At 65.5% G+C, this 23538-nt stretch carries 23 protein-coding genes; 9 read left to right on the top strand and 14 right to left on the bottom strand.

From position 1 onward, the window contains the following. The 3 genes from FNJ47_RS22545 to FNJ47_RS22535 are packed head-to-tail and all read right to left on the bottom strand — an operon-like array spanning window position 1 to window position 4756. Window positions 1-2811: a DUF4159 domain-containing protein gene (locus FNJ47_RS22545; protein WP_163157025.1), complete on the bottom strand. Its 2811-nt coding sequence runs from the start codon at window positions 2809-2811 to the stop codon at window positions 1-3. Further along, a complete protein-coding gene (locus tag FNJ47_RS22540; protein WP_163157005.1) occupies window positions 2811-3752 on the bottom strand; it encodes a DUF58 domain-containing protein in 942 nt (313 codons plus the stop codon). Before FNJ47_RS22540 ends, FNJ47_RS22545 begins: the two co-directional genes overlap by 1 nt. Further along, window positions 3752-4756 (bottom strand): AAA family ATPase, encoded by a 1005-nt coding sequence (locus FNJ47_RS22535; protein WP_163157003.1) that lies wholly within the window; start codon window positions 4754-4756, stop codon window positions 3752-3754. The genes FNJ47_RS22540 and FNJ47_RS22535 overlap by 1 nt, the downstream gene beginning before the upstream one ends. Window positions 4757-5005: 249 nt before the next feature. On the opposite strand from FNJ47_RS22535, the gene FNJ47_RS22530 reads away from it, so the two are divergent. Genes FNJ47_RS22530 through FNJ47_RS22515 form a run of 4 tightly spaced genes read left to right on the top strand, consistent with a single transcriptional unit; the run spans window position 5006 to window position 7828 of the window. Next, the gene (locus FNJ47_RS22530) at window positions 5006-5647 is read left to right on the top strand and encodes a DUF1285 domain-containing protein (RefSeq protein WP_163157001.1); all 642 of its coding nucleotides are present in this window, start codon (window positions 5006-5008) and stop codon (window positions 5645-5647) included. Between the two features lie 32 nt (window positions 5648-5679). Beyond that, the gene (locus FNJ47_RS22525) at window positions 5680-6315 is read left to right on the top strand and encodes a CoA pyrophosphatase (protein ID WP_430649407.1); all 636 of its coding nucleotides are present in this window, start codon (window positions 5680-5682) and stop codon (window positions 6313-6315) included. After that, window positions 6312-6575 (top strand): DUF6111 family protein, encoded by a 264-nt coding sequence (locus tag FNJ47_RS22520; RefSeq protein ID WP_163156996.1) that lies wholly within the window; start codon window positions 6312-6314, stop codon window positions 6573-6575. Before FNJ47_RS22525 ends, FNJ47_RS22520 begins: the two co-directional genes overlap by 4 nt. After that, a complete protein-coding gene (locus tag FNJ47_RS22515; RefSeq protein WP_163156994.1) occupies window positions 6572-7828 on the top strand; it encodes a CCA tRNA nucleotidyltransferase in 1257 nt (418 codons plus the stop codon). The genes FNJ47_RS22520 and FNJ47_RS22515 overlap by 4 nt, the downstream gene beginning before the upstream one ends. A gap of 149 nt (window positions 7829-7977) precedes the next feature. On the opposite strand, the gene FNJ47_RS22510 is transcribed toward FNJ47_RS22515, so the two are convergent. The 6 genes from FNJ47_RS22510 to FNJ47_RS22485 form a co-directional block, all read right to left on the bottom strand. Continuing rightward, complete coding sequence (locus FNJ47_RS22510) at window positions 7978-8250, bottom strand: YodC family protein (protein ID WP_163156992.1); 273 nt, start codon at window positions 8248-8250, stop codon at window positions 7978-7980. Between the two features lie 111 nt (window positions 8251-8361). Continuing rightward, window positions 8362-9102 (bottom strand): HAD family hydrolase, encoded by a 741-nt coding sequence (locus tag FNJ47_RS22505; protein WP_163156990.1) that lies wholly within the window; start codon window positions 9100-9102, stop codon window positions 8362-8364. Further along, entirely contained in the window at window positions 9093-9989 is an 897-nt protein-coding gene (hemF, locus tag FNJ47_RS22500) for an oxygen-dependent coproporphyrinogen oxidase (protein ID WP_165445813.1), read from the bottom strand. The genes FNJ47_RS22505 and hemF overlap by 10 nt, the downstream gene beginning before the upstream one ends. 2 nt (window positions 9990-9991) lie before the next feature. Then, window positions 9992-10357: a 6-pyruvoyl trahydropterin synthase family protein gene (locus FNJ47_RS22495; protein WP_163156988.1), complete on the bottom strand. Its 366-nt coding sequence runs from the start codon at window positions 10355-10357 to the stop codon at window positions 9992-9994. A 28-nt stretch (window positions 10358-10385) separates the two neighbouring features. After that, window positions 10386-11018 (bottom strand): 7-carboxy-7-deazaguanine synthase, encoded by a 633-nt coding sequence (gene queE / locus FNJ47_RS22490; RefSeq protein WP_163156986.1) that lies wholly within the window; start codon window positions 11016-11018, stop codon window positions 10386-10388. A gap of 10 nt (window positions 11019-11028) precedes the next feature. Then, entirely contained in the window at window positions 11029-11499 is a 471-nt protein-coding gene (locus FNJ47_RS22485; RefSeq protein ID WP_163156984.1) for a tRNA (cytidine(34)-2'-O)-methyltransferase, read from the bottom strand. A 278-nt stretch (window positions 11500-11777) separates the two neighbouring features. On the opposite strand from FNJ47_RS22485, the gene petA reads away from it, so the two are divergent. The 3 genes from petA to FNJ47_RS22470 all read left to right on the top strand — a co-directional run bounded on the left by petA (window position 11778) and on the right by FNJ47_RS22470 (window position 15272). Next, a complete protein-coding gene (petA, locus tag FNJ47_RS22480) occupies window positions 11778-12308 on the top strand; it encodes a ubiquinol-cytochrome c reductase iron-sulfur subunit (RefSeq protein ID WP_163156982.1) in 531 nt (176 codons plus the stop codon). Window positions 12309-12379: 71 nt separating this feature from the next. Continuing rightward, window positions 12380-14452: a cytochrome c1 gene (locus FNJ47_RS22475; RefSeq protein WP_163156980.1), complete on the top strand. Its 2073-nt coding sequence runs from the start codon at window positions 12380-12382 to the stop codon at window positions 14450-14452. A gap of 145 nt (window positions 14453-14597) precedes the next feature. Continuing rightward, window positions 14598-15272: a dienelactone hydrolase family protein gene (locus tag FNJ47_RS22470; RefSeq protein ID WP_163156978.1), complete on the top strand. Its 675-nt coding sequence runs from the start codon at window positions 14598-14600 to the stop codon at window positions 15270-15272. A 146-nt stretch (window positions 15273-15418) separates the two neighbouring features. Here FNJ47_RS22470 and FNJ47_RS22465 read toward each other — a convergent pair whose 3' ends face one another. Next, window positions 15419-16414, bottom strand: a complete 996-nt coding sequence (locus FNJ47_RS22465; RefSeq protein WP_236000042.1) for a VOC family protein — start codon at window positions 16412-16414, stop codon at window positions 15419-15421. 330 nt (window positions 16415-16744) lie between these two features. On the opposite strand from FNJ47_RS22465, the gene FNJ47_RS22460 reads away from it, so the two are divergent. Then, on the top strand, window positions 16745-18910 hold the full coding sequence (locus tag FNJ47_RS22460; protein WP_163156974.1) for an anthranilate synthase component I: 2166 nt from the start codon (window positions 16745-16747) through the stop codon (window positions 18908-18910). Window positions 18911-18924: 14 nt separating this feature from the next. Then, the gene (locus tag FNJ47_RS22455) at window positions 18925-19464 is read left to right on the top strand and encodes an adenine phosphoribosyltransferase (protein ID WP_163156972.1); all 540 of its coding nucleotides are present in this window, start codon (window positions 18925-18927) and stop codon (window positions 19462-19464) included. 158 nt (window positions 19465-19622) lie between these two features. On the opposite strand, the gene FNJ47_RS22450 is transcribed toward FNJ47_RS22455, so the two are convergent. From FNJ47_RS22450 to FNJ47_RS22435, 4 genes are all read right to left on the bottom strand, one after another. Next, complete coding sequence (locus tag FNJ47_RS22450; RefSeq protein ID WP_163156970.1) at window positions 19623-20291, bottom strand: P-loop NTPase family protein; 669 nt, start codon at window positions 20289-20291, stop codon at window positions 19623-19625. A gap of 130 nt (window positions 20292-20421) precedes the next feature. Continuing rightward, window positions 20422-21165, bottom strand: a complete 744-nt coding sequence (locus FNJ47_RS22445) for a P-loop NTPase family protein (protein ID WP_163156968.1) — start codon at window positions 21163-21165, stop codon at window positions 20422-20424. A 164-nt stretch (window positions 21166-21329) separates the two neighbouring features. After that, window positions 21330-22574, bottom strand: coding sequence for a M48 family metallopeptidase (locus FNJ47_RS22440; protein WP_163156966.1), 1245 nt, complete (start codon window positions 22572-22574; stop codon window positions 21330-21332). A 34-nt stretch (window positions 22575-22608) separates the two neighbouring features. Then, the gene (locus tag FNJ47_RS22435) at window positions 22609-23169 is read right to left on the bottom strand and encodes a LemA family protein (protein ID WP_163156964.1); all 561 of its coding nucleotides are present in this window, start codon (window positions 23167-23169) and stop codon (window positions 22609-22611) included. Between the last annotated feature and the right edge of the window lie 369 nt (window positions 23170-23538).

Raw genomic sequence — 23538 nt, 5'->3', positions numbered from 1 at the left:
TCATTGTCCCAGCCGCTCGATCAGGGCAGGCGCGTGCACCTGGTCGGCCTTGTAGTTACCGGTCAGCGTGTACATCACGATGTTGACGCCGGCGCGGAAAGCGAATTCGCGCTGGCGCGGCTCGCCCGGCGTCAGCGGCAGCATCGGCTGGCCGTCGGGACGGATCGCCCAGGCGCCGGCAAGATCGTTCGAGGTGATGATGATCGGGGAGACGCCGTCGCCACCGCGGGCCGGGCGCTGTGCAGCCTCCTCGTCGTCCTCGCGCGGCAGCGCCTCGACCCAGGTCTGGCCTGTGTTGAAGCGGCCGGGGAAGTCGCGCAGCAGATAGAACGTCTTGGTGAGCACGTGTTCGCGCGGCACCGGCTCGAGCTCGGGCACGTCGAGGGTCGACAGCAATTCGCGCAGCGACTGCATGCCCGGCGTCTGCGACGAGCCGTTGTCGCCGGGCGGCGCTTCGACGGCGTCGCGGGTGTCGAACAGCACGGTGCCGCCCTGCTTCATGTAGGCGTCGATCTTGTTGATGGCGTCCTGCGGCGGCTTCGGCGCGCCCGGCACGATCGGCCAGTAGATCAGCGGGAAGAATGCCAGCTCGTCGCGCGCCGGATCGACCCCGACGGGATCGCCGGCCTCCAGCGCGGTGCGCTGCCCGAGGAACAGCGTCAGTCCGGACATCCCGGCCTTGACGATGGAATCGACGTCGGCATTGCCGGTCACGACATAGGCGAGCCGCGTCTGCGACACCGACTTGATGGCGAAGTCGTCGCTGCTGCTGTTCTGCGCGCGGGTCGGCGCGGGCGCCATCGTCGTCGCGAACAGGAAGGCCAATGCAAGCACCGCCGGCGCGGCGCGGCGCCGGATCAGCGCGGCGAGGCCGCCGCCGAGCATCGCCACCACGATCGCGTCGAGCAGGAACAGCGCCAGCGCCGTCGACAGCATGATGCCGCGCAGATCGCGCGGCTCGGTGTTGGTGTAGGTCGCATGCTTCGCGCGCAGGCCGGAGGTGTCGAGCGGCGCGATACGATCGGCGGAGGCGAGCGTGTTGACCGCGATCGGGCTCTCGGCGCTGCCGTAGAAGCCGGGCGGATGGTCCGCGGTGCCGCGGTCGCGATAGTCCGCCGACATCGGCTTCGCGGTCGACGGCGGCGGGCCGAAGGCACCGAAGCCGTCGAGCGTGCGCAGCGGCGCGACCGTCTCGGCATTGGGATCGCTGGCAACGCCGGGGCCGGGCTTCGAGGTGTAGCCGGACATGTCGATCACCCGCCGCAGCATCTCGACGAAGGTGCCGGACATCGGCAGATCCGACCAGCGCATGTCGGCGCCGACATGGAACAGGCTGACCACGCCCTTGCCGCGACGCTCGCCGGTGACGAGCGGCGTGCCGTCTTCGAGCGAGGCCCAACTCTTGGTCGCGAGCACGGCGTCGGGCTCGGCCAGCACCTGGCGGCTCACGGTGATGTCCTTCGGCACGGTGAGGCCCGCGAACGGACCGTCGGCGGCGAACGAGGCCATGTGCTGCGGCTTCTCCCAGGTCAAGCTGCCGCCGAGCGTGCGTCCGCCGCGGCGCAGCTTGACGGGAACGAGGTCGTCGTCGGCCTGGGCGAGGCGAGGACCCGCGAAGCGCACCAGCACGCCGCCTTGCTCGATCCAGGCATTGAGCCGGTCGCGGATCTCCGGCGACAGCGTGCCGACATCGGCCATCACGATCATCGGCAGCCGCTGATCGAGGAACTGCCCGATCACCTGCTGCGGCGCGCCGCGGTCGCCGAGCCTGACATCGGCGAACGGCGACAGCGCGCGCGAGAGATAGAAGGTCGAGGCCAGCAGCGGCTGGGCGGTGTCGTTGCTCGCACCCGAGACCACGCCGATGGCGCGGCGGCGCCAGCGCCGGTCGAGCAGCTGCACCGCGCCGGCGGAATGTTCGCCGGCAATTTCGAGCCGCGAGATGTCGTTGCGCAATTCGACCGGAAGGTCGAAGGTGGCCTCCGTCTCGCGGTCCTGCGGGCCGAAGGAATAGCGAGCCTCACCGATCGGTGAGCCCTTGGCGTCGACCGCGCGCACGGTTCCGGCCGCGATGCCGTTCTCGGTGCGCAGCACCTTCACCGTCATCTTGGCGGCGGCGTTCTCGGCGGCGACCAGCGCCTGCGCGGATTGTGGACCGCCGGCAAAGATCGTCAGGTTGCGGCTCTCGATCACCTTGCCGAGACCTTCGGTGAATTCGCTGCCGCGGCCGGTGTCGACGCCGTCGGACAGCCAGGCGATGTCGCAGTCGCCGGTCGATTTGAGGAAACGTTCGAGCGTCGCGAGGGTCTCGACGCGGTCGATCGAGTAAGGCTTCGGCGCAAGCTGCCGCAACGCGACGCGCGCGGCGCCGGCCGGCATCAGCGTGATGTCGCGCGTCGGCTCGGACAGCGGCACCAGCGCGACGCCGCGGCGGTCGCTGTCGGCATTGGTGATCAACTCGTCCGCCGCCTTGATCCGTGCATCCCAGCTCGAGGCCGCGCTCCAGCCGTCGTCGAGCAGGATCACCAGCGGCTGCTTGCCGGCGGCAATGCCGGTCTGCGGATTCCAGATCGGCCCCGCGGCGGCGAAGATCACCAGCGCGGCGGCGGCGAGCCGCAGCAGCGTCAGCCACCACGGCGTGCGCGACGGCGTCTCCTCCTTGGGCGCGATGTCGAACAGCAGCCGCGTCGGCGGGAATTCGATCCGGCGCGGCCGCGGCGGCATCACGCGCAGCAGCCACCACAGCACCGGCAGGCTGACCAGCCCCAGCAGCAGTAACGGTTCGGCGAAGGAGAGGGGGAGGCCTGCGATCATGCGCTGCGTCCCGCCTTGACGGTTGAGCGGCCGCCGCCCTTGCTCACCATCATGCCGGCGTGCAGGAACAGCAGCAGTTCGGCCGCAGAGCGGCTGGTTGTGTGGGTCGAGAACAGCCAGTCGAGCCGATTGGTCTCGCTGCGGATCTCGTCGCGATGCAGCGCGACGCGGGCGACATAGTCGCTGGCCCAGCTCTCGGCGCGGCCCGCGGTGATGGCGCTGCCGGCCTCGGGCTCGATGAATTCGACGCGGCCGGAATAAGGGAAGCTCTCTTCAGCGGGATCGACGACCTGGATCATCGTGCCGTGCGCACCGGAGGAGGAAAGCCCGGCCAGCATCGCCGTGATCTCCGTGATCGGCGACCAGAAATCCGACAGCACGACGATTTCGGCGAGCGACGAGGGCACGAAGGACGGCGGCAGGCTCGCGCGCGTCGTCTCGTCGTGCAACATCACTTCCGCCATCTTGTCGATCACGTTCAGGCTTGCGGTCGGGTTCATCAGGCCGGGAATGCCGACGCGTTCTCCGCCCGCAACGAGCAACTCGGCAAGCGCGAAGGCGACGATCAGTCCGCGCTCCAGCTTGCTGTCGCGTGCCTCACGCGAGGCAAAGGCCATCGAGGGCGAGCGATCGGGCCAGATCCACACGGTGTGCGCGGCCTCCCACTCCTGCTCGCGGACATAGAGATGGTCGTCGCGGGCCGAGCGGCGCCAGTCGACGCGCTGCGACGGCTCACCGGAGACGAAGCGGCGGTACTGCCAGAAATTCTCGCCCGAGCCGGCGCGGCGGCGGCCGTGCAGGCCATGGATGACGTTGGCGGCGACACGGCGTGCTTCAAGCACCAGGCGCGGCAGCGATGCGGCGAGCGTTCGGCTTTCGCCATCTGCACGTCGAACCGCCAGGATCTCCTCGTTCTGGTGCCTGTTGTCTGCTGCCATCAACCGATCCGCGTCTTCAATTGCTTGATCACGTCGGGAATGGTGCGGCCCTCGGCGCGCGCCGAGAAGGTCAGCGCCATGCGGTGCTTGAGCACGGGCTCGGCGAGATCGAGCACGTCGTCGATCGACGGCGCGAGCCTTCCGTCGAGCAGCGCGCGGGCGCGCACCGCGAGCATCAAGGCCTGGCTGGCGCGGGGACCGGGTCCCCAGGCGATCAGCTTGCCGGCCTCGCCGCCTTCGGTGCCGGGGCGCGCGGCGCGGACCAGCGTCAGGATCGCCTCGACTACGGAATCGCCGACCGGCAGGCGGCGCACCAGGCGTTGCGCCGTGAGCAGCGTCTCCGCGTCCATCGACGGCTTGGCCGTCGCCTCTTCGGCGCCGGTGGTTTCGAACAGGATGCGCCGTTCGGCATCGCGATCGGGATAGTCGACGTCGATTTCCATCAGGAAGCGGTCGAGCTGCGCTTCGGGCAGCGGATAGGTGCCTTCCTGCTCGAGCGGGTTCTGCGTCGCGAGCACGTGGAACGGCTTCGGCAGATCATGCCGCGCGCCGGCAATGGTGATGTGCTGCTCCTGCATGGCTTGCAGCAGCGCCGACTGCGTGCGCGGGCTGGCGCGGTTGATCTCGTCGGCCATCAGGAGCTGCGCGAACACTGGGCCCGAGATGAAGCGGAACGAACGCTTGCCGGCGGAGCTCTCGTCGAGCACTTCGGCGCCGAGAATGTCGGACGGCATCAGGTCGGGCGTGAACTGGATGCGCTTGGCATCGAGCCCGAGCGTGATGCCGAGCGTTTCGACCAGCTTGGTCTTGGCGAGGCCGGGGACGCCGATCAGGAGCGCGTGGCCGCCGGACAGGATCGTCACCAGGGTGTTTTCGATCACCTGATCCTGGCCGAAAATGACCGTGGACACGGCTTCCTTGGCGGCCTTGATCTGGCCCGCGACCTGCTCGGCCGAACGGACGATCACATCCTCCAGTTTTTCGACGCTGTCTGCACCGGCCATTCGATCAGCTCCTTCTCGACGATGTGAGCATTCCTGCGCCGCCATCCGTCGTCATCATCTGTCGCCATCTTGGCCCTCATGCTAAACCTGCGCGAAGGCCATGTATTCGTTGAATTAAACTATCCCCACCTTATCGGCATTTCAGGGTATGAACGGCATCACGTTGTGGCGAGAATGACATCCCGACCACATCTCAGGATACGTGCACCAAATGTGCCAGATTGAGGGTAGGAAACTTTAAGGCAAACAATGGCGAAGCAAGGGCAGAGCGATTCCGGCAGTGAAACTACGGGGCTCAAGACGCGGGGCCTCGAAGGGCTCACCAGCGCTGCCAATCAAGCTGCGACATCGGGGTCGGCCGGACGCAAAGGGCTGCCGCCGGTTCACCTGTGGAATCCGCCGTTCTGCGGCGATCTCGACATGCGAATCGCGCCTGACGGCACCTGGTTCTACATGGGAACGCCGATCGGTCGCCCCGCGCTGGTACGGTTGTTCTCCACGATTCTGAAGCGCGAGGACGGCAAGCACTTTCTCGTGACACCTGTGGAGAAGGTCGGCATCCGCGTCGACGACGCGCCGTTCCTTGCCGTGGAAATGCTGACCGAGGAAGACGCGCGCGGCCGTCTGCTCAGGTTCCGCACCAATGTCGACGACTGGGTCGATTGCGAGAAAGGCCATGGCCTCAGATTCGAGGCCGCCGAAGATGGCGGATTGACGCCCTATCTGCATGTCCGCGCCGACCTGTGGGCCAAGGTCACCCGTGCGCTCTACTACGATCTGGTTGACATGGGCGAGCAGCGGATGGTCGATGGTCAGGAGATGTTCGGCATCGAGTCCGGCGGCGAATTTTTCGCGATGGCCGATGCCAGCCAGGTGAGGGACGCACTTTGAACGAGCCGTTGCTGAAGGTGAAGCCGGCGACGATCAGCTCGACGGAATTCTTCGCGCGGGCCCGCACGCGGCTCAATTTCGAAGTGCCGCCCGGCCTGGTCGATCCGCATATCATTCCGCGCACCGGAGACTCCGGCAACGACCGCATGCTCGAGATCGTCGCACAGGAGCAACCGGTGCGGCCGGCCGCGGTGCTGATCCCGGTGGTCGATCATCCCGAGCCGACCGTGCTGTTGACGCAGCGTTCGCCCAACCTGTCGAGCCACGCCGGTCAAATCTCGTTTCCCGGCGGCAAGATCGACGCCACCGACGCCTCGCCGCTCGATGCCGCGCTGCGCGAGGCCTGCGAAGAAGTTGGGCTGAAGCGGGAATTCATCGACCCGGTCGGCTATCTCGACCTCTATGGCACCGCGTTCGGCTTCCGCATCCTGCCGACGGTCGCCAAGGTGAAGCCGGGATTTGCACTTGAGATCAATGAGGCCGAGGTAGTCGATGCGTTCGAGGTGCCGCTCGCCTTCCTGATGAACCCCGAGAATCATCAGATCCACACCAAGGAATTCCGCGGCATGGACCGGTCCTACTACGCGATGCTGTTCGCCGAACGCTACATCTGGGGCGCGACCGCGGGCATCCTGCGGGTGCTGTATGAGCGGATCTATCTGTCATGATCCGCACGGTGTTGACCGAGATCGGAATCTTTCTGGTCCCTTTCGCGGTCTATGCCATCTTCCTCATCGCGACGCGGTCCGGCGTGACGCTGCCGGCGTCCTGGCCGCTCGACATGCTGGCGAAGCTGACGCTGGCGGCACTGGTGATGGTCATCGTGAGCTTCGTGCTGCTGGCCGAATTGACCGGCGCGCCGCCGAACTCGACCTACGTTCCCGCCCATATCGAGAATGGCAGGCTGGTGCCGGGAGCTGAGAAATGAGCGAGGTGCGCCTGTTGTCCGACGCGCCATGGCTCGCTTCAGGGCCTGCGGCGCGCGTGCTCAGCCTGCTCAATGCCGACGGCGAGGAAGCGCGGGTGATCGGCGGCGCCGTGCGCAACGCGCTGATGCGGATACCGCTCGCCGACATCGACATCGCCACCACTGCGCTGCCGGAGGAGGTGATCCGCCGCGCCAAACGGGCAGGCATCAAGAGCGTACCGACCGGAATCGAGCACGGCACGGTGACCCTCGTCGTCGACAGCCAGCCCTTCGAGGTGACGACGCTGCGCGAGGACACCGAGACCTATGGCCGCAAGGCCAAGGTGGCGTTCGGACGCGACTGGGTGCGCGACGCCGAGCGGCGCGACTTCACCATCAACGGTCTTTCGGTGGATGCCGATGGCGTCGTGCACGATCACGTCGGCGGCCTCGCCGATATCGAGGCGAGGCGCGTGCGCTTCATCGGCGATCCCGCCCAGCGGATCGCCGAGGATTATCTGCGCATCCTGCGCTTCTTCCGTTTCCACGCCGCCTATGCCGCCGGCGAGGTCGATCGCGCCGGTTATCTCGCCTGCGTCAGCGGGCGCGCCGGCTTGAGCGGCCTGTCGGCCGAGCGCATCCGGATGGAGATCCTCAAGCTCGTGGTGGCGAATGGTGCTGCGGGCGCGGTGGTCGCGATGGGTGACGGCGGGTTGCTGCTGCCGCTGTTCGGCGGCGTTGCCTATACCGGGCCGTTTGCGGCGATGATCGAGATCGAGCAACTGATGACGCTCGCGCCAAGCGCGATGCGCCGGCTTGCCGCGCTGACGGTTGCCGTGACCGAGGACGCGCGGCGCATCGCGAGCCGGCTGCGGCTCTCCAATGCCGAAGCCAAGGCGCTCGATTCGATGGGCCATCGCTGGTGGCGCTTGCCCGGCATGGACGAAGCGCATGCCAAGCGCCGGCTCTACCGGCTCGACGAGGAGCCCTATCGCGACCGGCTGCTGCTCGCCTGGGCGCGAACCGGCGCGGGCCGCGACGTCGATCAGTGGCGTGCGCTCGCGACGCTGCCGCAGCGCTGGCGCGCCCCGCACTTTCCGTTGAGGGCGTCGGATTTCATCGCGCGCGGGATTGCCGAGGGACCGGCGCTGGGGCATGTCCTGACGCTTGCCGAGGATGCGTGGCTTGCCGCAGATTTTCCGCTCGATCCGCAGGTGTTGTCCGGCATCGCCGACCAGACCGTTTCCCGTTTCACCCGCGACCATCGGCTGTGAGCGTTGGCCGATATCTCAATCAGCTCGTGGTCATGATCGGCGGCGCTGCGATGATTGCGGACGCGTTGCGCGCATTGTGACGAGAAGCGGAGGCGATGCTGCCGGCGGTTCGCCGGTCGGCATCGCCTGAGGAATCCTACGCAGCTTTTTCAAGCAGCCTTGCGCTTCTTCTTGCGGTCGCCGTCCTCGTCGTCGTCCTCTTCTTCCTCGTCGTCTTCCTCGTCATCCTCTTCTTCGTCTTCCTCGTCATCTTCCGGATCGATCTCGGTCGATTCGAGTGCGACGAGCGGCAAGGTTTCGCGGAACAGATCGCCGTCCGTTCCCATCCACAGGCACTCGACCTTGTCCTCGTCGACTTCGACGACCGTGATCGGATGGCCGCCGGACTTCAGCATGACAACATCGCCTGGTTTCAGTTCCATGATTTTCCCTCCGCGCTGGATGACGCGGACGGCAAGCTAGCGACCGGTGATGACAGTCCGATCACGGCCGGCGTTCTGCGCGGTGGATTGCCGTGAAAACGGCCGCAGCTTCTATGTCTGCGCGACCGGAACCAGTTCGCTCAGCGAGCGGATGATGCGGTCCGGCTTGATCATCGATCCCGGAGGCAGTCCGACACCATGCACATCCATCCAGATCGCATAGATGCCAAGCCGCTGCGGCGCCACGACTTCCCACTCGAGATTGTCGCCGATCATCCAGGTATCGGCTGCGGTCACGCCAAGTGCCTGCATCGCGTGCAGATAGGCGCGCTCCTCCGGCTTGCCGAAGCCATGCTCGCCCTCGATCTGGATGTGATCGAAGCGATGGCCGAGCGCGAAGCGCTCGACCTTGGCGCGCTGCATGTCGGCGGCGCCGTTGGTGACCAGAGCGAGCTTGATGCCGAGCGCCTTGAACGCATCGATCGCCTCATGCGCGCCGGGGAAGACGAACATCTCCTCCTCGCGATAGGCGGTGAAGCGATCGGCGATGCGATCCGCGAGATCGTCGGGCAGCGACCGGTGGCCGGCTGCCGCCAACGCCGCGAAGCCGCCCTTCACGGTGAGCCGCCGCGCCTCGCCGAGCTTGATCCGCCAGATCGGTTCGGCGGTCGACCAGAATTGCCGTGCATAGGCGAGCAGCGCGGTCGCGACCTGATCCGGAGGCAGGGGCGCGAGCTCCGCGGCGTACTCGGCGGTGATCGTATTCCAGGCGATCTCGGGGCGTCCATAGGCCGACAGGATGGTGTCATCCATGTCGATCAGCATCGCGCGCGGCAGCTTCATTACGGCCATTTCACCTCCGGCGGCAGCGACGACAGGATCGAATCGACATTGCCGCCGGTCTTCAGGCCGAAGATGGTGCCGCGATCATAGAGCAGGTTGAATTCGACATAGCGTCCGCGGCGGATCAGCTGCTCGTCGCGATCCTCCGCACTCCAGTCGCTCGCGAAATTGCGCCGCACGAGATCAGGATAGATCTTCAGGAAGCTGCGCCCGACGTCCTGGGTGAAGGCGAGATCGGCCTCCCAGTCGCCGCTGTCGTGCCAGTCATAGAAAATGCCGCCGATGCCGCGGGCTTCCTTGCGGTGTGGCAGATAGAAATAGTCGTCGCACCATTTCTTGTACTTGTCGTAGTCGGCGACGCCGTTCGGCCCGCTGCAGGCCTCTTTCATCGCGGCATGGAAGGCGATCGTATCGGGATCTTCCTGGGTGCGCCGCCGGTTCAGCACCGGCGTCAGGTCGGCGCCGCCGCCGAACCACGCCTTCGTGGTGACGACGAAGCGGGTGTTCATGTGCACGGCGGGCACGTTCGGATTGCGCAGGTGCGCGATCAGCGAAATGCCCGAGGCCCAGAATCTGGGATCGTCGGCGGCGCCGGGAATCTGCGCGCGGAATTCCGGGGCGAACTCGCCATGCACGGTCGAGCAATGCACGCCGACCTTTTCGAACAGCCGGCCCTTCATGATCGACATGACACCGCCGCCGCCGGGCTTGCCGGTGTGGTCGGTGCGATCCCAGGGGGTGCGCACGAACCGGCCGGCATTGCCGGGGTAGAGCGCGGAAGGGGCGTCGTCCTCGAGCGTCTCGAAGGCGGCACAGATGTCGTTGCGCAGCGCCTCGAACCAGCTGCGCGCGCGCGCCTTGCGGTCCTCGATGATGGTGGGGTCTGTTGGCAGCATGACTAACCTTGCGGGCCGAAGTAAGTGCAGCTCTCGTTGCAGCTGTCGCGATGGACGCTGACGCGGGTCAGCTTGCCGGCGTGCTGCAGGCGCTCCCAGATGAAGCGTGAGAGATTTTCCAGCGTCGGGACACCGATCGCCTCGATCCTGTTCAGGAACTTATGATCGAGCGTCTTCTGCACCTCGGCCATGGCGCGCTCGAGCAGGCCGAGATCGATCACCATCCCGGTTTTCGGATCGGGCGTGCCGCGGACGGTCACCTCAGCTCGAAACGAGTGACCGTGAATCTCCTCGCTGGCCGTGCCAAAGGTCGTTCCGGACAGCGCATGCGCAGCCTCGAACCGAAACGCTTTCGTCAATTCCCACATCTCTTTCAACAATCCAGTTTCAGTTAGTTCATCTAATGCCGAGCGTCTTGTGCGTCTGCACGCTGAGGCGCCATTGCGGGTGCTTCAGGCAATAGGCGATCGCCCGTTCGGTATTCTCGATCACGTCGGGTCCGTCCATCGGCTGTAGCGAGAAGCACTCGAAGGCGAGCCCTGCAAAATCCTCCGGCGCGTTTTCCGGCTGCGGATAGACCAGCTTGAGCTCGTGCCCCTTGCGGACCACGAGCTCGGACGCGGCCTTGGGGCTGACGCAGATCCAATCGAGCCCGTCGGGCGGGGCGATGGTGCCGTTGGTCTCGATCGCGATCGCAAAGCCGTGGCCGTGCAGGGCCTCGATCAGGGCGGTATCGACCTGCAGCAGCGGCTCGCCGCCGGTCAGGACCACGTAGCGGTCGGCCTCGCCCCCGGTCCATTGCCCGGCAATGGTGCCGGCGAGCTCCGCTGCGTCGGCATAGCGGCCGCCCAGCGTGCCGTCGGTGCCGACGAAATCGGTGTCGCAGAACCGGCAGACCGCGCCGGCGCGGTCCTGCTCGCGGCCGCTCCAGAGGTTGCAGCCGGCAAACCGGCAGAACACGGATGCGCGGCCCGCATGGGCGCCTTCGCCCTGCAGGGTGAGAAAGATCTCCTTGACCGCGTAGCTCACCAAAAATCCCTTAAGTTGCCGATCCGGCAATTGCCGAACCTGTCTGCCGCAGCGCCTCGCCGACGGCCATGGCCACCGTGACGGCCACATTGAGCGAACGCATGGTCGGCTTGATCGGAATCAGCAGCCTCGCATCGGCAGCGGCCACCACCGCGTCGGTCACCCCTGCCGACTCGCGCCCGAACAGCAGGACATCGGAGGCCATATACTCGAAATCAAGGTAGGATTTCGCCGCCTTGGTCGTGAACAGGACCAGCCGGCAGGCGGCCTCGGCGCGCCATTCCTCGAATTTCGACCATGAGTCGTGACGCTTCAACCGTACATGGTCGAGATAGTCCATACCCGCCCGGCGGAAATTCCGGTCCGAGGTGTCGAATCCCGCCGGTTCGATGATATGGGCCGACACGTCCAGGCAGGCGCAGAGGCGCAGAATCGTCCCTGTATTCTGGGGGATGTCGGGCTGGAACAGCGCGATCTGCATGGTGCGGACGACCTGTGAAATCCGGATGAAATTGTCTCAATAAAACATCGCTCGGCGCGGATTTCGTGCATTGCACGTGTGCGAGCCGATAGCGGGCTTGCGCTCGTCCGGCAAGGGTGCCAATAGAACGATTCTGGACTGCTGTTCCGCCATTTGGGGTGGGGAATAGCGGTTTTCTGCCGCCGCGGGGGCCGCGGGCGCCGGCAGCCTTTCTTGGGGCGCTTCCCAGCGTCTCTGGGGCGGTTCCACCGGCTGCAGAAAAGAAAGGGCTAGGAATCGTGACGACAGCGTCTTCGGCGGACCATCCGACACGCCGTGATTTTCTCTTTGTTGCAACCGGAGCTGCCGCCGCGGTCGGCGCAGCCGCCACCGTCTGGCCGCTGGTTGCCCAGATGAACCCGGACGCCGCGACGATCGCGGCCGGCGCGCCGATCCAGGTCGATCTGGCACCGATCGTCGAGGGCCAGGACATCAAGGTGTTCTGGCGCGGCAAGCCGATCTACATCAGCCACCGCACCAAGAAGCAGATCCAGGAAGCCCAGAGCGTGGCGCTCTCGAGCCTGCCCGATCCGCAGCCCGACTCGGCCCGCGTCAAGGCCGGCCACGACCAGTGGCTGGTCGTGATCGGCATCTGCACCCATCTCGGCTGTATCCCGATCGCCCATGAGGGCAATTACGACGGCTTCTTCTGCCCCTGCCACGGCTCGCAGTACGATTCCTCCGGTCGTATCCGCCAGGGGCCGGCGCCCGCCAACCTGGCGGTGCCGCCCTACGCCTTCCTTTCCGACACCAAAATCCAGATCGGCTAAGTCCCGGACCCCCGGGGCTTCGGCTTCCCTTTGGACCCATCGCGTCGTTTTTCTTCTTCAGGATCGCATCAATGAGCGGACCATCTGATTTCCAACCGAGCAACCCCGCCTTGAAGTGGATCGAACGGCGCCTTCCGATCTTCGGCCTGATCCACTCCTCGTTCGTGGCCTATCCGACGCCGCGCAATCTGAACTACTGGTGGACCTTCGGCGCCATCCTTTCGATGATGCTGGCGCTGCAGATCCTGACCGGCGTGATCCTGGCGATGCACTACACGCCGCATGCCGATCTCGCCTTCAAGTCGGTCGAGCTGATCGTCCGCGACGTCAATTACGGCTGGCTGCTGCGCAACATGCACGCCTGCGGCGCGTCGATGTTCTTCTTCGCCGTCTACATCCACATGTTCCGCGGTCTCTATTACGGGTCGTACAAGGAGCCGCGCGAGGTGCTGTGGATCCTCGGCGTCATCATCTACCTCCTGATGATGGCGACCGGCTTCATGGGCTACGTGCTGCCGTGGGGCCAGATGAGCTTCTGGGGCGCCACCGTCATCACCAACCTGTTCTCGGCCGTGCCCTATTTCGGCGAGAGCATCGTGACGCTGCTGTGGGGCGGCTATTCGGTCGGCAACCCGACGCTGAACCGCTTCTTCTCGCTGCACTACCTGCTGCCGTTCGTGATCGCCGGCGTGGTCGTGCTGCACGTCTGGGCGCTGCACGTCGCGGGTCAGAACAACCCGGCCGGCGTCGAGGCCAAGACCGAGAAGGACACCGTGCCGTTCACGCCCTATGCGACGATCAAGGACGCGTTCGGTGTGTCGTGCTTCCTGATCTTCTTCGCCTGGTTCATCTTCTACATGCCGAACTATCTCGGTGACGCCGACAACTACATCCCGGCGAACCCCGGCGTGACCCCGGCGCACATCGTGCCTGAATGGTATTACCTGCCGTTCTACGCGATCCTGCGCTCGATCCCGAACAAGCTCGCCGGCGTCGTGGCGATGTTCTCGGCGATCATCATCCTGTGCTTCCTGCCCTGGCTCGACAGCGCACGGACCCGCTCGTCGAAGTATCGTCCGCTGGCCAAGCAGTTCTTCTGGATCTTCGTGGTGGTCTGCATCCTGCTCGGCTATCTCGGTTCGCAGCCGCCGGAAGGCATCTATGTGATCGCCGGCCGCATCCTGACGGTCTGCTACTTCGCCTACTTCCTGATCGTGCTGCCGCTGCTCGCCCGCATCGAGACGCCGCGCCCGCTGCCGAATTCGATCGCCGACGACGTGCTGGCGAAGAGCAAGGGCAGGGCCGCGACCGCAGCCTCGGTGATGCTCGCGATGGTGGTTGCCGGCAGCCTGCTGGTGGGCGGCACCCAGACCGCCAAGGCCGAGGAGGGTGGCAATGCTCCGCCGGCCCAGGCATGGTCGTTCTCGGGCCCTTTCGGCAAGTATGACCGCGGCTCGCTGCAGCGTGGCCTGAAGGTCTACAAGGAAGTCTGCTCGGCCTGCCACGGCCTGTCCTATGTCGCGTTCCGCAACCTCGCCGATGCCGGCGGCCCCGGCTATTCGGAGGCGCAGGCGGCCGCATTTGCGTCCGAGTACAAGATCAAGGACGGCCCGAACGACCAGGGCGAGATGTTCGAGCGTCCTGGCCGCCCGGCGGACTACTTCCCGTCGCCGTTCCCGAACGAGCAGGCCGCGCGCGCAGCCAATGGCGGCGCGGCGCCGCCCGATCTCTCGCTGATCACCAAAGCGCGGTCCTACAAGCGCGGCTTCCCGCAGTTCGTGATCGACTTCTTCAGCCAGTATCAGGAGCAGGGCCCCGACTACGTCGACGCCATCCTGCAGGGCTTCGAGGAGAAGGTTCCGGCCGGCGTCACGATCCCGGAAGGCTCGTACTACAACAAGTACTTCCCCGGCCACGCCATCAAGATGCCGAAGCCGCTGTCCGACGGTCAGGTGACCTTCGACGATGGCTCGCCGGCGACGGTCAAGCAGTATGCGCACGACGTCACCACCTTCCTGATGTGGGCCGCGGAGCCGCACATGGAAGAGCGCAAGCGGATCGGCATGCAGGTGTTCGTGTTCCTGATCATCTTCGCGTTCTTGATGTACTTCACCAAGCGCAAGGTCTGGGCCGACGCCCACTGAGCCTCGGCTACGGTCGCGAGACTTTGAAAAAGCCCCTTCGGGGGCTTTTTTGTTTGGCTCGCGATGACGGCGAATGGATTTGCGTCCGTCCGCAAGTGCGGACAAGATGCTGGCCAATCAGCCGGCAAACATTGCGGAGGAACTCATGGGTACCAGCATCACCTTCAAGCGTCCGGACGGCAAGGACGCGTCGGGCTATCTTGCCAATGCCGCGCGCGGCAACGCACCGGGCGTGGTCGTGATCCAGGAATGGTGGGGCCTGCAGGACCAGATCAAGGGAATGTGCGACCGCTTCGCGCGGGCCGGTTTCGATGCGCTGGCGCCCGATCTCTACAAGGGCAAGGTGGTGCCGTATCACGACACCGACGCCGCCGGCAAAGAGATGAACTCGCTGGATTTCATGGATGCCACCACGCAGACCGTGCGTGGCGCTGCGCAATATCTTGCCAAGAACGGCGCCAAGGTCGGCCTCACCGGCTTCTGTCTCGGCGGCGCGGTGACCATCATCGGCGCCACCAAGATCCCGGAACTGACGGCCGGCGTGGTGTTCTACGGCATTCCGCCGGAGCAGGCGGCGAAGCCTGCGGACGTCAGGATTCCGCTGCAGGGGCACTTTGCCACCAAGGACGATTGGTGCACGCCGGCGCTGGTCGATGGCTTCGAGAAAGCGATGAAGGCCGCCGGCAAATCGCTGGAGCTGTTCCGCTATGACGCCGAGCACGGTTTTGGCAACGAGCAGCGCCTGTCGGTACATGACCGCCAGTGCGCGGAGCTCGCCTGGGACCGCGCCACCGAGTTTTTCAGGAAGCATTTGGGCTGAGTGTCGCCAAGTCCACCGGCGTCGTCCCGGCGAAGGCCGGGACCCATACGCCGCGGCTGTGGTAATGGGCACGTTGGCAGTCATCGCGCCAGACAACTGCACCCTGTGGTTATGGGTCCCGGCTTTCGCCGGGACGACGTAAGTCGTTATGAACCGCGCACCCCGTCCCACCACGGGCAGGTGCCCGCCATCAGCTTGAAATTGCCTTCCATCACCTGCACCGGCGCGCGCTTGCCCTCGGCGGCGGCACGCATCCGCATCTCGCGCGCGATGGCGCGATCCTCCGCTGACAGCCAGACGCGCTCGTGGCCCCACAGGCTCGGGCCGTCATGCATCTCGAACGGTGTCCAGTTCGCAGGGTCGATCTCGCGGCCGCCCCAGCCGCACTCGACCATGAACGCCGACGGCGACTTGGCGTAGAACGACGTCATCAAATCGTTGGTGTGGCGGCCGAGCGTCACGTTGATCCGGTCCTCCTGCTGCGCGATGTCGTAGGCTTGGCCGACATCGTCGAGCGAGAACAGCTCGACCATCAGATGATGCATGCCGTTGCTGCCGGTCTCGATCAGCGCCAGCGAGTGGTGGCGGGCGTTGACGTGGAAGAAGTAAGCGCGGAACGGCTTCTCGATGTAGTCGCTGAGCGCGAAGCCGAGCACGTCGACATAGAAGCTCATGACAGGGACGAGATTCTCGACCGTCAGCACGGCGTGCCCGAGGCCGAGCGGCCCGGTGCGGAAACCGGAGATCGAGCGTCCCGGCCTGAACGGCGTGTCGTCGATCTCGGCGCCGTGAAACGCCTCGAGACGATTGCCCGCCGGATCCCGAAACGAGATCAGGCCGCGCACCCGCCTGGCATCGGCCAGGGTCTGCGGCTCGGCAGTGACGGCGACGCCGGCGCGCTCCAGTCGCGCCGCCAGCGCATCGAGGGCGACCGCATCAGCCACCTCCCAGCCGAAGAACCTGACGCTTTCGCCCTGCGCGCGGTCGATCACGATGCGTTGCTTGCGGTCGTCCATCCGGAAGGCGAGCAGCGAGTTGCCGTGCTCGATCGCCTGCAACCCGACCAGGCCGGTGCCGAATTGCCGCCAGTCGTCGAGCGCGTCGGAGCCGAAGCCGGCATATCCGAGACCCAAAATCGCCATCTGCGCCTCCGCCATCTGTCTGTTTTTTGGGCGGCCGATCGGCCGCCATTTCGATAAATCCTACGCGGATTCCCGTCCTCTCAAAGCCCCAAGATGCCGTCCAGGATTGGGGCAGGGGTGCCGGGCGATCCCTTGACACGGCCCGCGCCGGGTGGTGAGTAGCGCCCATGAGCACCGTTGCCAGTCCATCCCGTCGTTGGTGGCCCACCTTCTCATAGGTGGCCGGTGCGTTTTCATTTTCCAAAACGTCGAAGGTCGCCATCGCAGTGCGACGGTCTCCTTCGTTTGTCCTGTGTGGCGCTCTCTCGGCAAGTCTCGTAAGAGGATCACATGAACAGGACAGTCTTCTCCCTGCCGGCCAAGAGCGAATACCTCACCAATGGCGGCCTTGCCGTCGCTCGTGTGGTCGAGCAGTTCAGCGGCGGTGCCAACCGTCTCGATGATCTGATCGCACTGCTCGACCGCCGCCGCGGCGTGGTGCTGTCCTCGGGCACGACGGTGCCGGGCCGCTACGAGAGCTTTGACCTCGGCTTTGCCGATCCCCCGCTGGTGCTGGAGACGTCGGGCACTAACTTCTCGTTGCAGGCGCTGAACCCGCGCGGCGAAGTCCTGATCGCCTTCCTCGGCGACGTGCTGCGCGAGCCCTGCGTCGTGATCTCGGAGCGCAGCGCAACGAAACTCTCCGGCCATATCATCCGCGGCGCCGCGCCGGTTGAGGAAGACCAGCGGACCCGCCGCGCCAGCGTGATGTCGCTGGTTCGCGACATGGTGGCGGCATTCACCTCCAATGCCGATCCACTGCTCGGCCTGTTCGGCGCCTTCGCCTACGACCTCGTGTTCCAGATCGAGGACATCGTGCAGAAGCGCACCCGCGAGGCCGACCAGCGCGACATCGTGCTCTATGTGCCGGACCGGCTGCTGGCCTATGACCGCGCCACCGGCCGCGGCGTGGCGCTCAGTTACGAGTTCTCGTGGAAGGGCAGATCGACCGCAGGCCAGTCGCATGAGACCGCGCCGAGCCTCTACGCCAAGACCGGACGGCAGGGTTTTGCCGATCACGCCCCGGGCGAATATCAGGCGACGGTTGAAGTCGCGCGCGCGGCATTCGCCCGCGGCGATCTGTTCGAGGCGGTGCCCGGGCAGCTGTTTGCCGAGCCTTGCGAGCGCTCGCCGGCGGAAGTGTTCCAACGGCTCTGCCGCATCAATCCATCGCCCTATGGCGCGCTGATGAATCTCGGCGACGGCGAATTCCTGGTCTCCGCCTCGCCGGAGATGTTCGTCCGCTCCGACGGCCGCCGGGTCGAGACCTGCCCGATCTCGGGCACCATTGCGCGCGGTTCGGATTCGATCGGCGATGCCGAGCAGATCCGCAAGCTGCTGAACTCGGAGAAGGACGAGTTCGAGCTCAACATGTGCACCGACGTCGACCGCAACGACAAGGCGCGGGTCTGCGTGCCCGGCACCATCAAGGTGCTGGCGCGGCGCCAGATCGAGACCTATTCGAAGCTGTTCCACACCGTCGATCACGTCGAGGGCATGCTGCGGCCGGGCTTCGATTCGCTCGACGCCTTCCTGACCCATGCCTGGGCCGTGACCGTGACCGGCGCGCCGAAGCTGTGGGCGATGCAGTTCGTCGAGGACCATGAGCGGTCGCCGCGGCGCTGGTATGCTGGCGCGATTGGCTGCGTGAATTTCGACGGCAGCATCAACACCGGCCTCACCATCCGCACCATCCGCATGAAGGACGGTCTCGCCGAGGTGCGGGTCGGCGCCACCTGTTTGTTCGACTCAGATCCCGCAGCCGAGGACCGCGAGTGCCAGGTCAAGGCGGCGGCGCTGTTCCAGGCGCTGCGCGGCGATCCGCCGAAGCCGCTGTCGGATTTCGCACCCGATGCCACCGGCTCGGGCAAGAACGTGCTGCTGATCGATCACGACGACAGTTTTGTGCACATGCTGGCGGATTATTTCCGCCAGGTCGGCGCCAACGTCACCGTGGTCCGGCACGTCCATGCCCAGGACATGCTCAAGAAGAAGGGCTGGGACCTGCTGGTGCTGTCGCCTGGACCCGGTCGCCCGGAGGATTTCGGCATCGCCAAAACCATCGACACGGCGCTCAAGAAGCAGCTGCCGATCTTCGGCGTATGCCTCGGCGTGCAGGCGATCGGCGAATATTTCGGCGGCGAGCTCGGCCAGCTCACTCAGCCCGCGCATGGCCGTCCCTCACGCGTCCAGGTGCGCGGCGGCAGGCTGATGCACAATTTGCCCAATGAGATCGTGATCGGCCGCTACCACTCGCTCTATGTCGAGCGCGACAGCGTGCCCGAGGTGCTGACGGTGACCGCGACCACCGAAGACGGCGTCGCGATGGTGATCGAGCACAAGACCCTGCCGGTCGGCGGCGTGCAATTCCATCCGGAATCGCTGATGTCGCTCGGCAATGAGGTCGGCCTGCGTATTGTCGAGAATGCATTCCGGCTTAATCCGCCGGCCAATTGAGGATTGCGAGACCAATGACCTTCGACCACGACATCAAGGCGACCGTTCGCACCATCCCGGACTACCCGAAGAAGGGCATCCTGTTTCGCGACATCACGACCTTGCTCGCGGATGCCCGCGCCTTCCGCCGGGCGGTCGACGAGCTGGTGCATCCCTGGGCGGGCGCGAAAGTCGACAAGGTCGCGGGCATCGAGGCGCGGGGCTTCATCCTTGGCGGCGCGGTGGCGCATCAGCTCTCCGCCGGCTTCGTGCCGATCCGCAAGAAGGGCAAGCTGCCGCACACCACGGTGCGGATCGCCTACTCGCTGGAATATGGCATCGACGAGATGGAGATGCACGCCGACGCCGTGCAGCCCGGCGAGCGCGTGATCCTGATCGACGATCTGATCGCGACCGGCGGTACCGCCGAGGGCGCGGTGAAGCTGCTGCGCCAGATCGGCGCCAACGTGGTCGCGGCCTGTTTCATCGTCGACCTGCCCGACCTCGGCGGCGCCGCCAAGCTGCGCGCGATGGACGTTCCGGTGCGCACGCTGATGGCGTTCGAGGGGCATTGATTTCTTTGCCTCGCCCCGCGTGCGGGGAGAGGCCGGATCGCATCGAAGATGCGATCCGGGTGAGGGGGACTCTCCGCGTACTCCAGTCTCGATTGAATTCGCGGAACCAGCCCCTCACCCCAACCCTCTCCCCGCAAGAGCGGGGCGAGGGAGTAGAGCTATCCCCGCTGCAACAGCATGCTCAGCTCAAGATCCCGGAACGTCGTGTAGTTCTTCCGGATCCACTGATGCAGCTCGGTCGATGAATCCTTCTCCTGGCGCAGATAGCCGGTGAAGGAGAAGGTCAGCCGGTCGATATAGGTCTTCAGGAACACCGGCAGCGCGCGGAAGCGCAGCACCCGGCTACTGGTCATGATCGGCGGCAGCTCGCCGCGCACCACGAATTCATTGTCGATCACGACGAGCGCGTTCGGCGGGATCAGGCCAGTCAGCGTCTGGTAGCCGCGCACCGAGGCGCGGTCGGTATCGGCGACATACAGGATGACGGGCGCGACGCGGCGGCGCAGCGCCTCCTTCATCAGCCCGATCTGGTCGCACATTTTGAAGAATTCGTCGAAGGCGTGGTAGCCGAGGTCCACCACCTTGGCGATGCCGTCATTGACGATGAGCCGGTCCATCAGCTGCATCTTGCCATAGGTGTCGATCACGTCAGCGGTTTCCGTGATCCGCGGCAGATAGTCGAGCAGCGACGGTTCCTTCAGGTTGATGTCGTAGCAGACCACATCGCCGTTCTTGAGCAGCAGGAATTCGCCGAGCAGCCGCGCGATCAGCGTCTTGCCGACCTGCGGGCGGGGCGAGCAGATGATGTAAACGGGCGTGGATGACATCGCCCGCTATATCAGGCCAAATTTTCGCCTAATCCAGCCCCATCGCTGCCCCGGGCGCGACTTTTTCGCTGCCCCGGGCGCGACTTTTTCGCTGCCCCGGGCGCGACTTTTTCGCTGCCGCCAGGCTCGGCTATTTTTCGCCCTTGGCCGACTTGGCGCCGACCAGGTCGGTCAGCTTGATCCGGTCGTACTCGCTCCAGACATTGGCGAGCCAGTGCCGGACATAGCCGCGCAGCACGAAGGAGTAGTTGGCGGCGTCGTCGTTGATGCCCTTGTTGGCGACGAATTTCAGGAACGGCACCGAGGAGACCTCGACCTGCTCGTAAGCCATTTCGTTGAGCTTGGGGATCGTGAGGTCGGTCGCATCCTTGATGCGATGGAAGTAGGAATTGTAGGTCGCCTGGTCCCACTGGAAGAACTGGGTGTCGTTGATGAAGTTCTTCACCAGGAAGTACTTCGCGCCGCCCATGAAGCCGGCGGTCTCGGCGATCTCGTCCAGCGACGCGATCGACGGGCCCAGGATGTGGAACACGGCGAAGGTGATCTGGCCGGAGCGCGCCGCGTCGAGGAAGCCGATATCGCGCAGCGAGGCCAGCGCGGGCGAGAGCAGGCCGGCGCGGACGTCGATCACGGTGACCGCCGGTCCCGAGTTCAGCGTATCGAAGATCTTCATCTGGTCCGCGGTCGTCGTCATGTCGACGATCTCGGTGACGTCGGGGTGGAAGCGCTTCAGCGTGCCGCGCGGCGACTCGGTGTCGAACGCCCGGGTCTGCACATTGTTGGCACTGAAATAGTCCAGGAGCGTCCGCGAGACGGTGGTCTTGCCGACCCCGCCCTTGTCAGCGCCCACCACGATCACAACCGGCTTTGCCATGGAAATCCCTTGAAAGCGCGCTCCCGACCGCGATGGCGATCGGCAAGTCCCCACACTGCTTTGGGCGCGAACATGGCAGAAACGAGGGAGAATTCAATTCCTGAAGGCGACCATGATCGGTTTGGTGGGGATTTCCTTAATGGACTGAGGTGCCTAGCGCGCAATCAGCGGTGCCTGCCCCAGGGTCCCTGGAGTGGGCCCTGGAGAGGCCCGAACGGTCCTTGCGCGGGGCTGGTGCCCGGCAGCGGCGGTGGGGTGTTCGGTTGTGCCGGCGGCGGATCACCCCACGGGCCATGCGTGACCGGCGGAGGCTGGCCGCCCGGCGTGGGCGGCTGATCCTGCGGCTCCGTCTGGTCCGATGTGTCATCCGGCAACGCCAGCGGCCCGGGATCGTGGCCGCCGGCATATTTCACCAGGGCATCGACCCGGGACTTTACTGATGGATGGGTGGCGAACAGGTCGGCAAAGCCCTCGCGCGGATTGTCGACGCAGAGTTCCATCACCGCCGAGGTCGCGTCCGGCAGCTCGCCGCGGTTCTCGATCTTGCGCAGCGCCGAGATCATCGCATCGGGGTTCTTGGTCAGTTCGACCGATCCGGCATCGGCAAGAAATTCGCGTGACCGGGACAGCGCCAGCTTGACCACCTGCGACAGCAGCCAGGCCAGCATGATCAGCGCAACCGCGATGATGATGACGATGATGGCGCCGCCGCCGGAGCCTTTGCTGTCGCGGTCCGAGGAAGACCTCGACGATGAGGAGGATGACGACGACGACCAGCCGCCTCCGCCGCCGCTCGAGTTCCACGACAGATTCGTGAACAGGCGGAAGAACAGCTCGCCGAGGAAGCCGACCACGCCGGCGATGATCACCGCGACCACCATCAGCTGGACGTCGCCGTTCTTGATGTGGGTGAGCTCGTGGCCGAGCACGGCCTCGATCTCCTGATCATCAAGCGCCTTCAACAGACCGGTGGTGACCGTGATGGAGTATTGCCGCGGGTTGAGGCCGGTCGCGAACGCATTCAGCGCCGGGCTGTCCATCACCTTCAGCTTCGGCATCGGGATGCCGCGCGAGATGCAGAGATTTTCCAGGAGATTGTAGAGCCGCGGCTGCTGCTGCCGCGTCACGCTCTCGCCGCCGGTGACGGCATCGATCATCTTCTGGTGGAAGAAATAGGCGATCACGATCCAGGCCGCGGCTGCGATCGTTGCCCACGGGAAGGCCGACACCAGGTCGCGCGAGGCCCGCGTCAGATAGTAGTCGACCGTGCGGCCGCTATCGACCATCACCTCCGCGACCAGCGCGCCGGCATAGACCAGCACGTAGATCAGCAGGAACAGGCCGGCGAGCAGCAGCATCGAACGAAACTTGTTCGATGCGATATGCGTGTAGAGACCATAGGCGGCCATGACGGAGCAGCCTCTCGCCGGCGCGCGTTGCGCCTCAGAACTTCACGCTCGGTGCCGCCTCGACCTCCGTGCGGCTGGCGCCGAGGTCGAAGAAATCCTTGCGGGTGAAGCCGAACATGCCGGCGAACAGCGCGGCCGGCATCTGCTGGATGCCGGTGTTGTATTCCTGGACCGCGTTGTTGAAGAAGCGCCGGCTGGCGGCGATCTTGTTCTCGAGATCGGACAGCTCGGAGGCGAGCTGCTGGAAATTGGCGTTGGCCTTGAGGTCCGGATAGGCTTCCGACAGCGCGATCAGCCGGCCGAGCGCGCCGGAGAGCTGGTTCTCCGCCGCCGAGACTTGGGCCGGACCCTGCGCCGAGATCGCCGAATTGCGCGCCTTGATGACGTCGTCGAGCGTGCCGCGCTCATGCGCGGCATAGCCCTTCACGATCTCGACGAGGTTCGGGATCAGGTCGTGGCGCTGCTTGAGCTGCACGTCGATGTCGGCAAAGGCCTGGCTGACCCGCTGGCCGAGCGCAACCAGGCGGTTGTAGGCGCCGAACGCAAACAGCACGAGAAGGACGATGACGCCGATAACGATCCAGCTGGTCGACATGACAGGGCAACTCCTGAAGGACGAGACGGCGGCACCGTAGCCCAAGATCGGGGCGCAGGGCAGCCCGCCGCGAAAAGGTGGGCAGCTGTTGGTCGGCAATGGACGCGAATTGGTTCAACATCGTCGTCCGCTGGTTCGACGTCGTCCCGGCCTAGTGCGCGATTGCGCACGGGGGCCGGGACCCATACGCCGCGGCCCGCGGAAGGGGCACACGCCGCGACGGCTTCGTCCGCAACAGGCGTCGGTGGTTGATGGGGTGGACGGCCCCCTACGGCATCAGTGTGCCAGAATGAGGTTGTTGCAAATCTCAGACAAGGGAGCCGTCCGTGAGAGAGATTATCCGCATTGGGATGGATACGTCGAAGTATA

The organism is Bradyrhizobium uaiense, from assembly GCF_010811875.1.
GTDB lineage: Bacteria > Pseudomonadota > Alphaproteobacteria > Rhizobiales > Xanthobacteraceae > Bradyrhizobium > Bradyrhizobium uaiense.
Note: the sequence above shows the minus strand (reverse complement) of the source record. Positions and strands in the feature narration are given on the sequence as shown.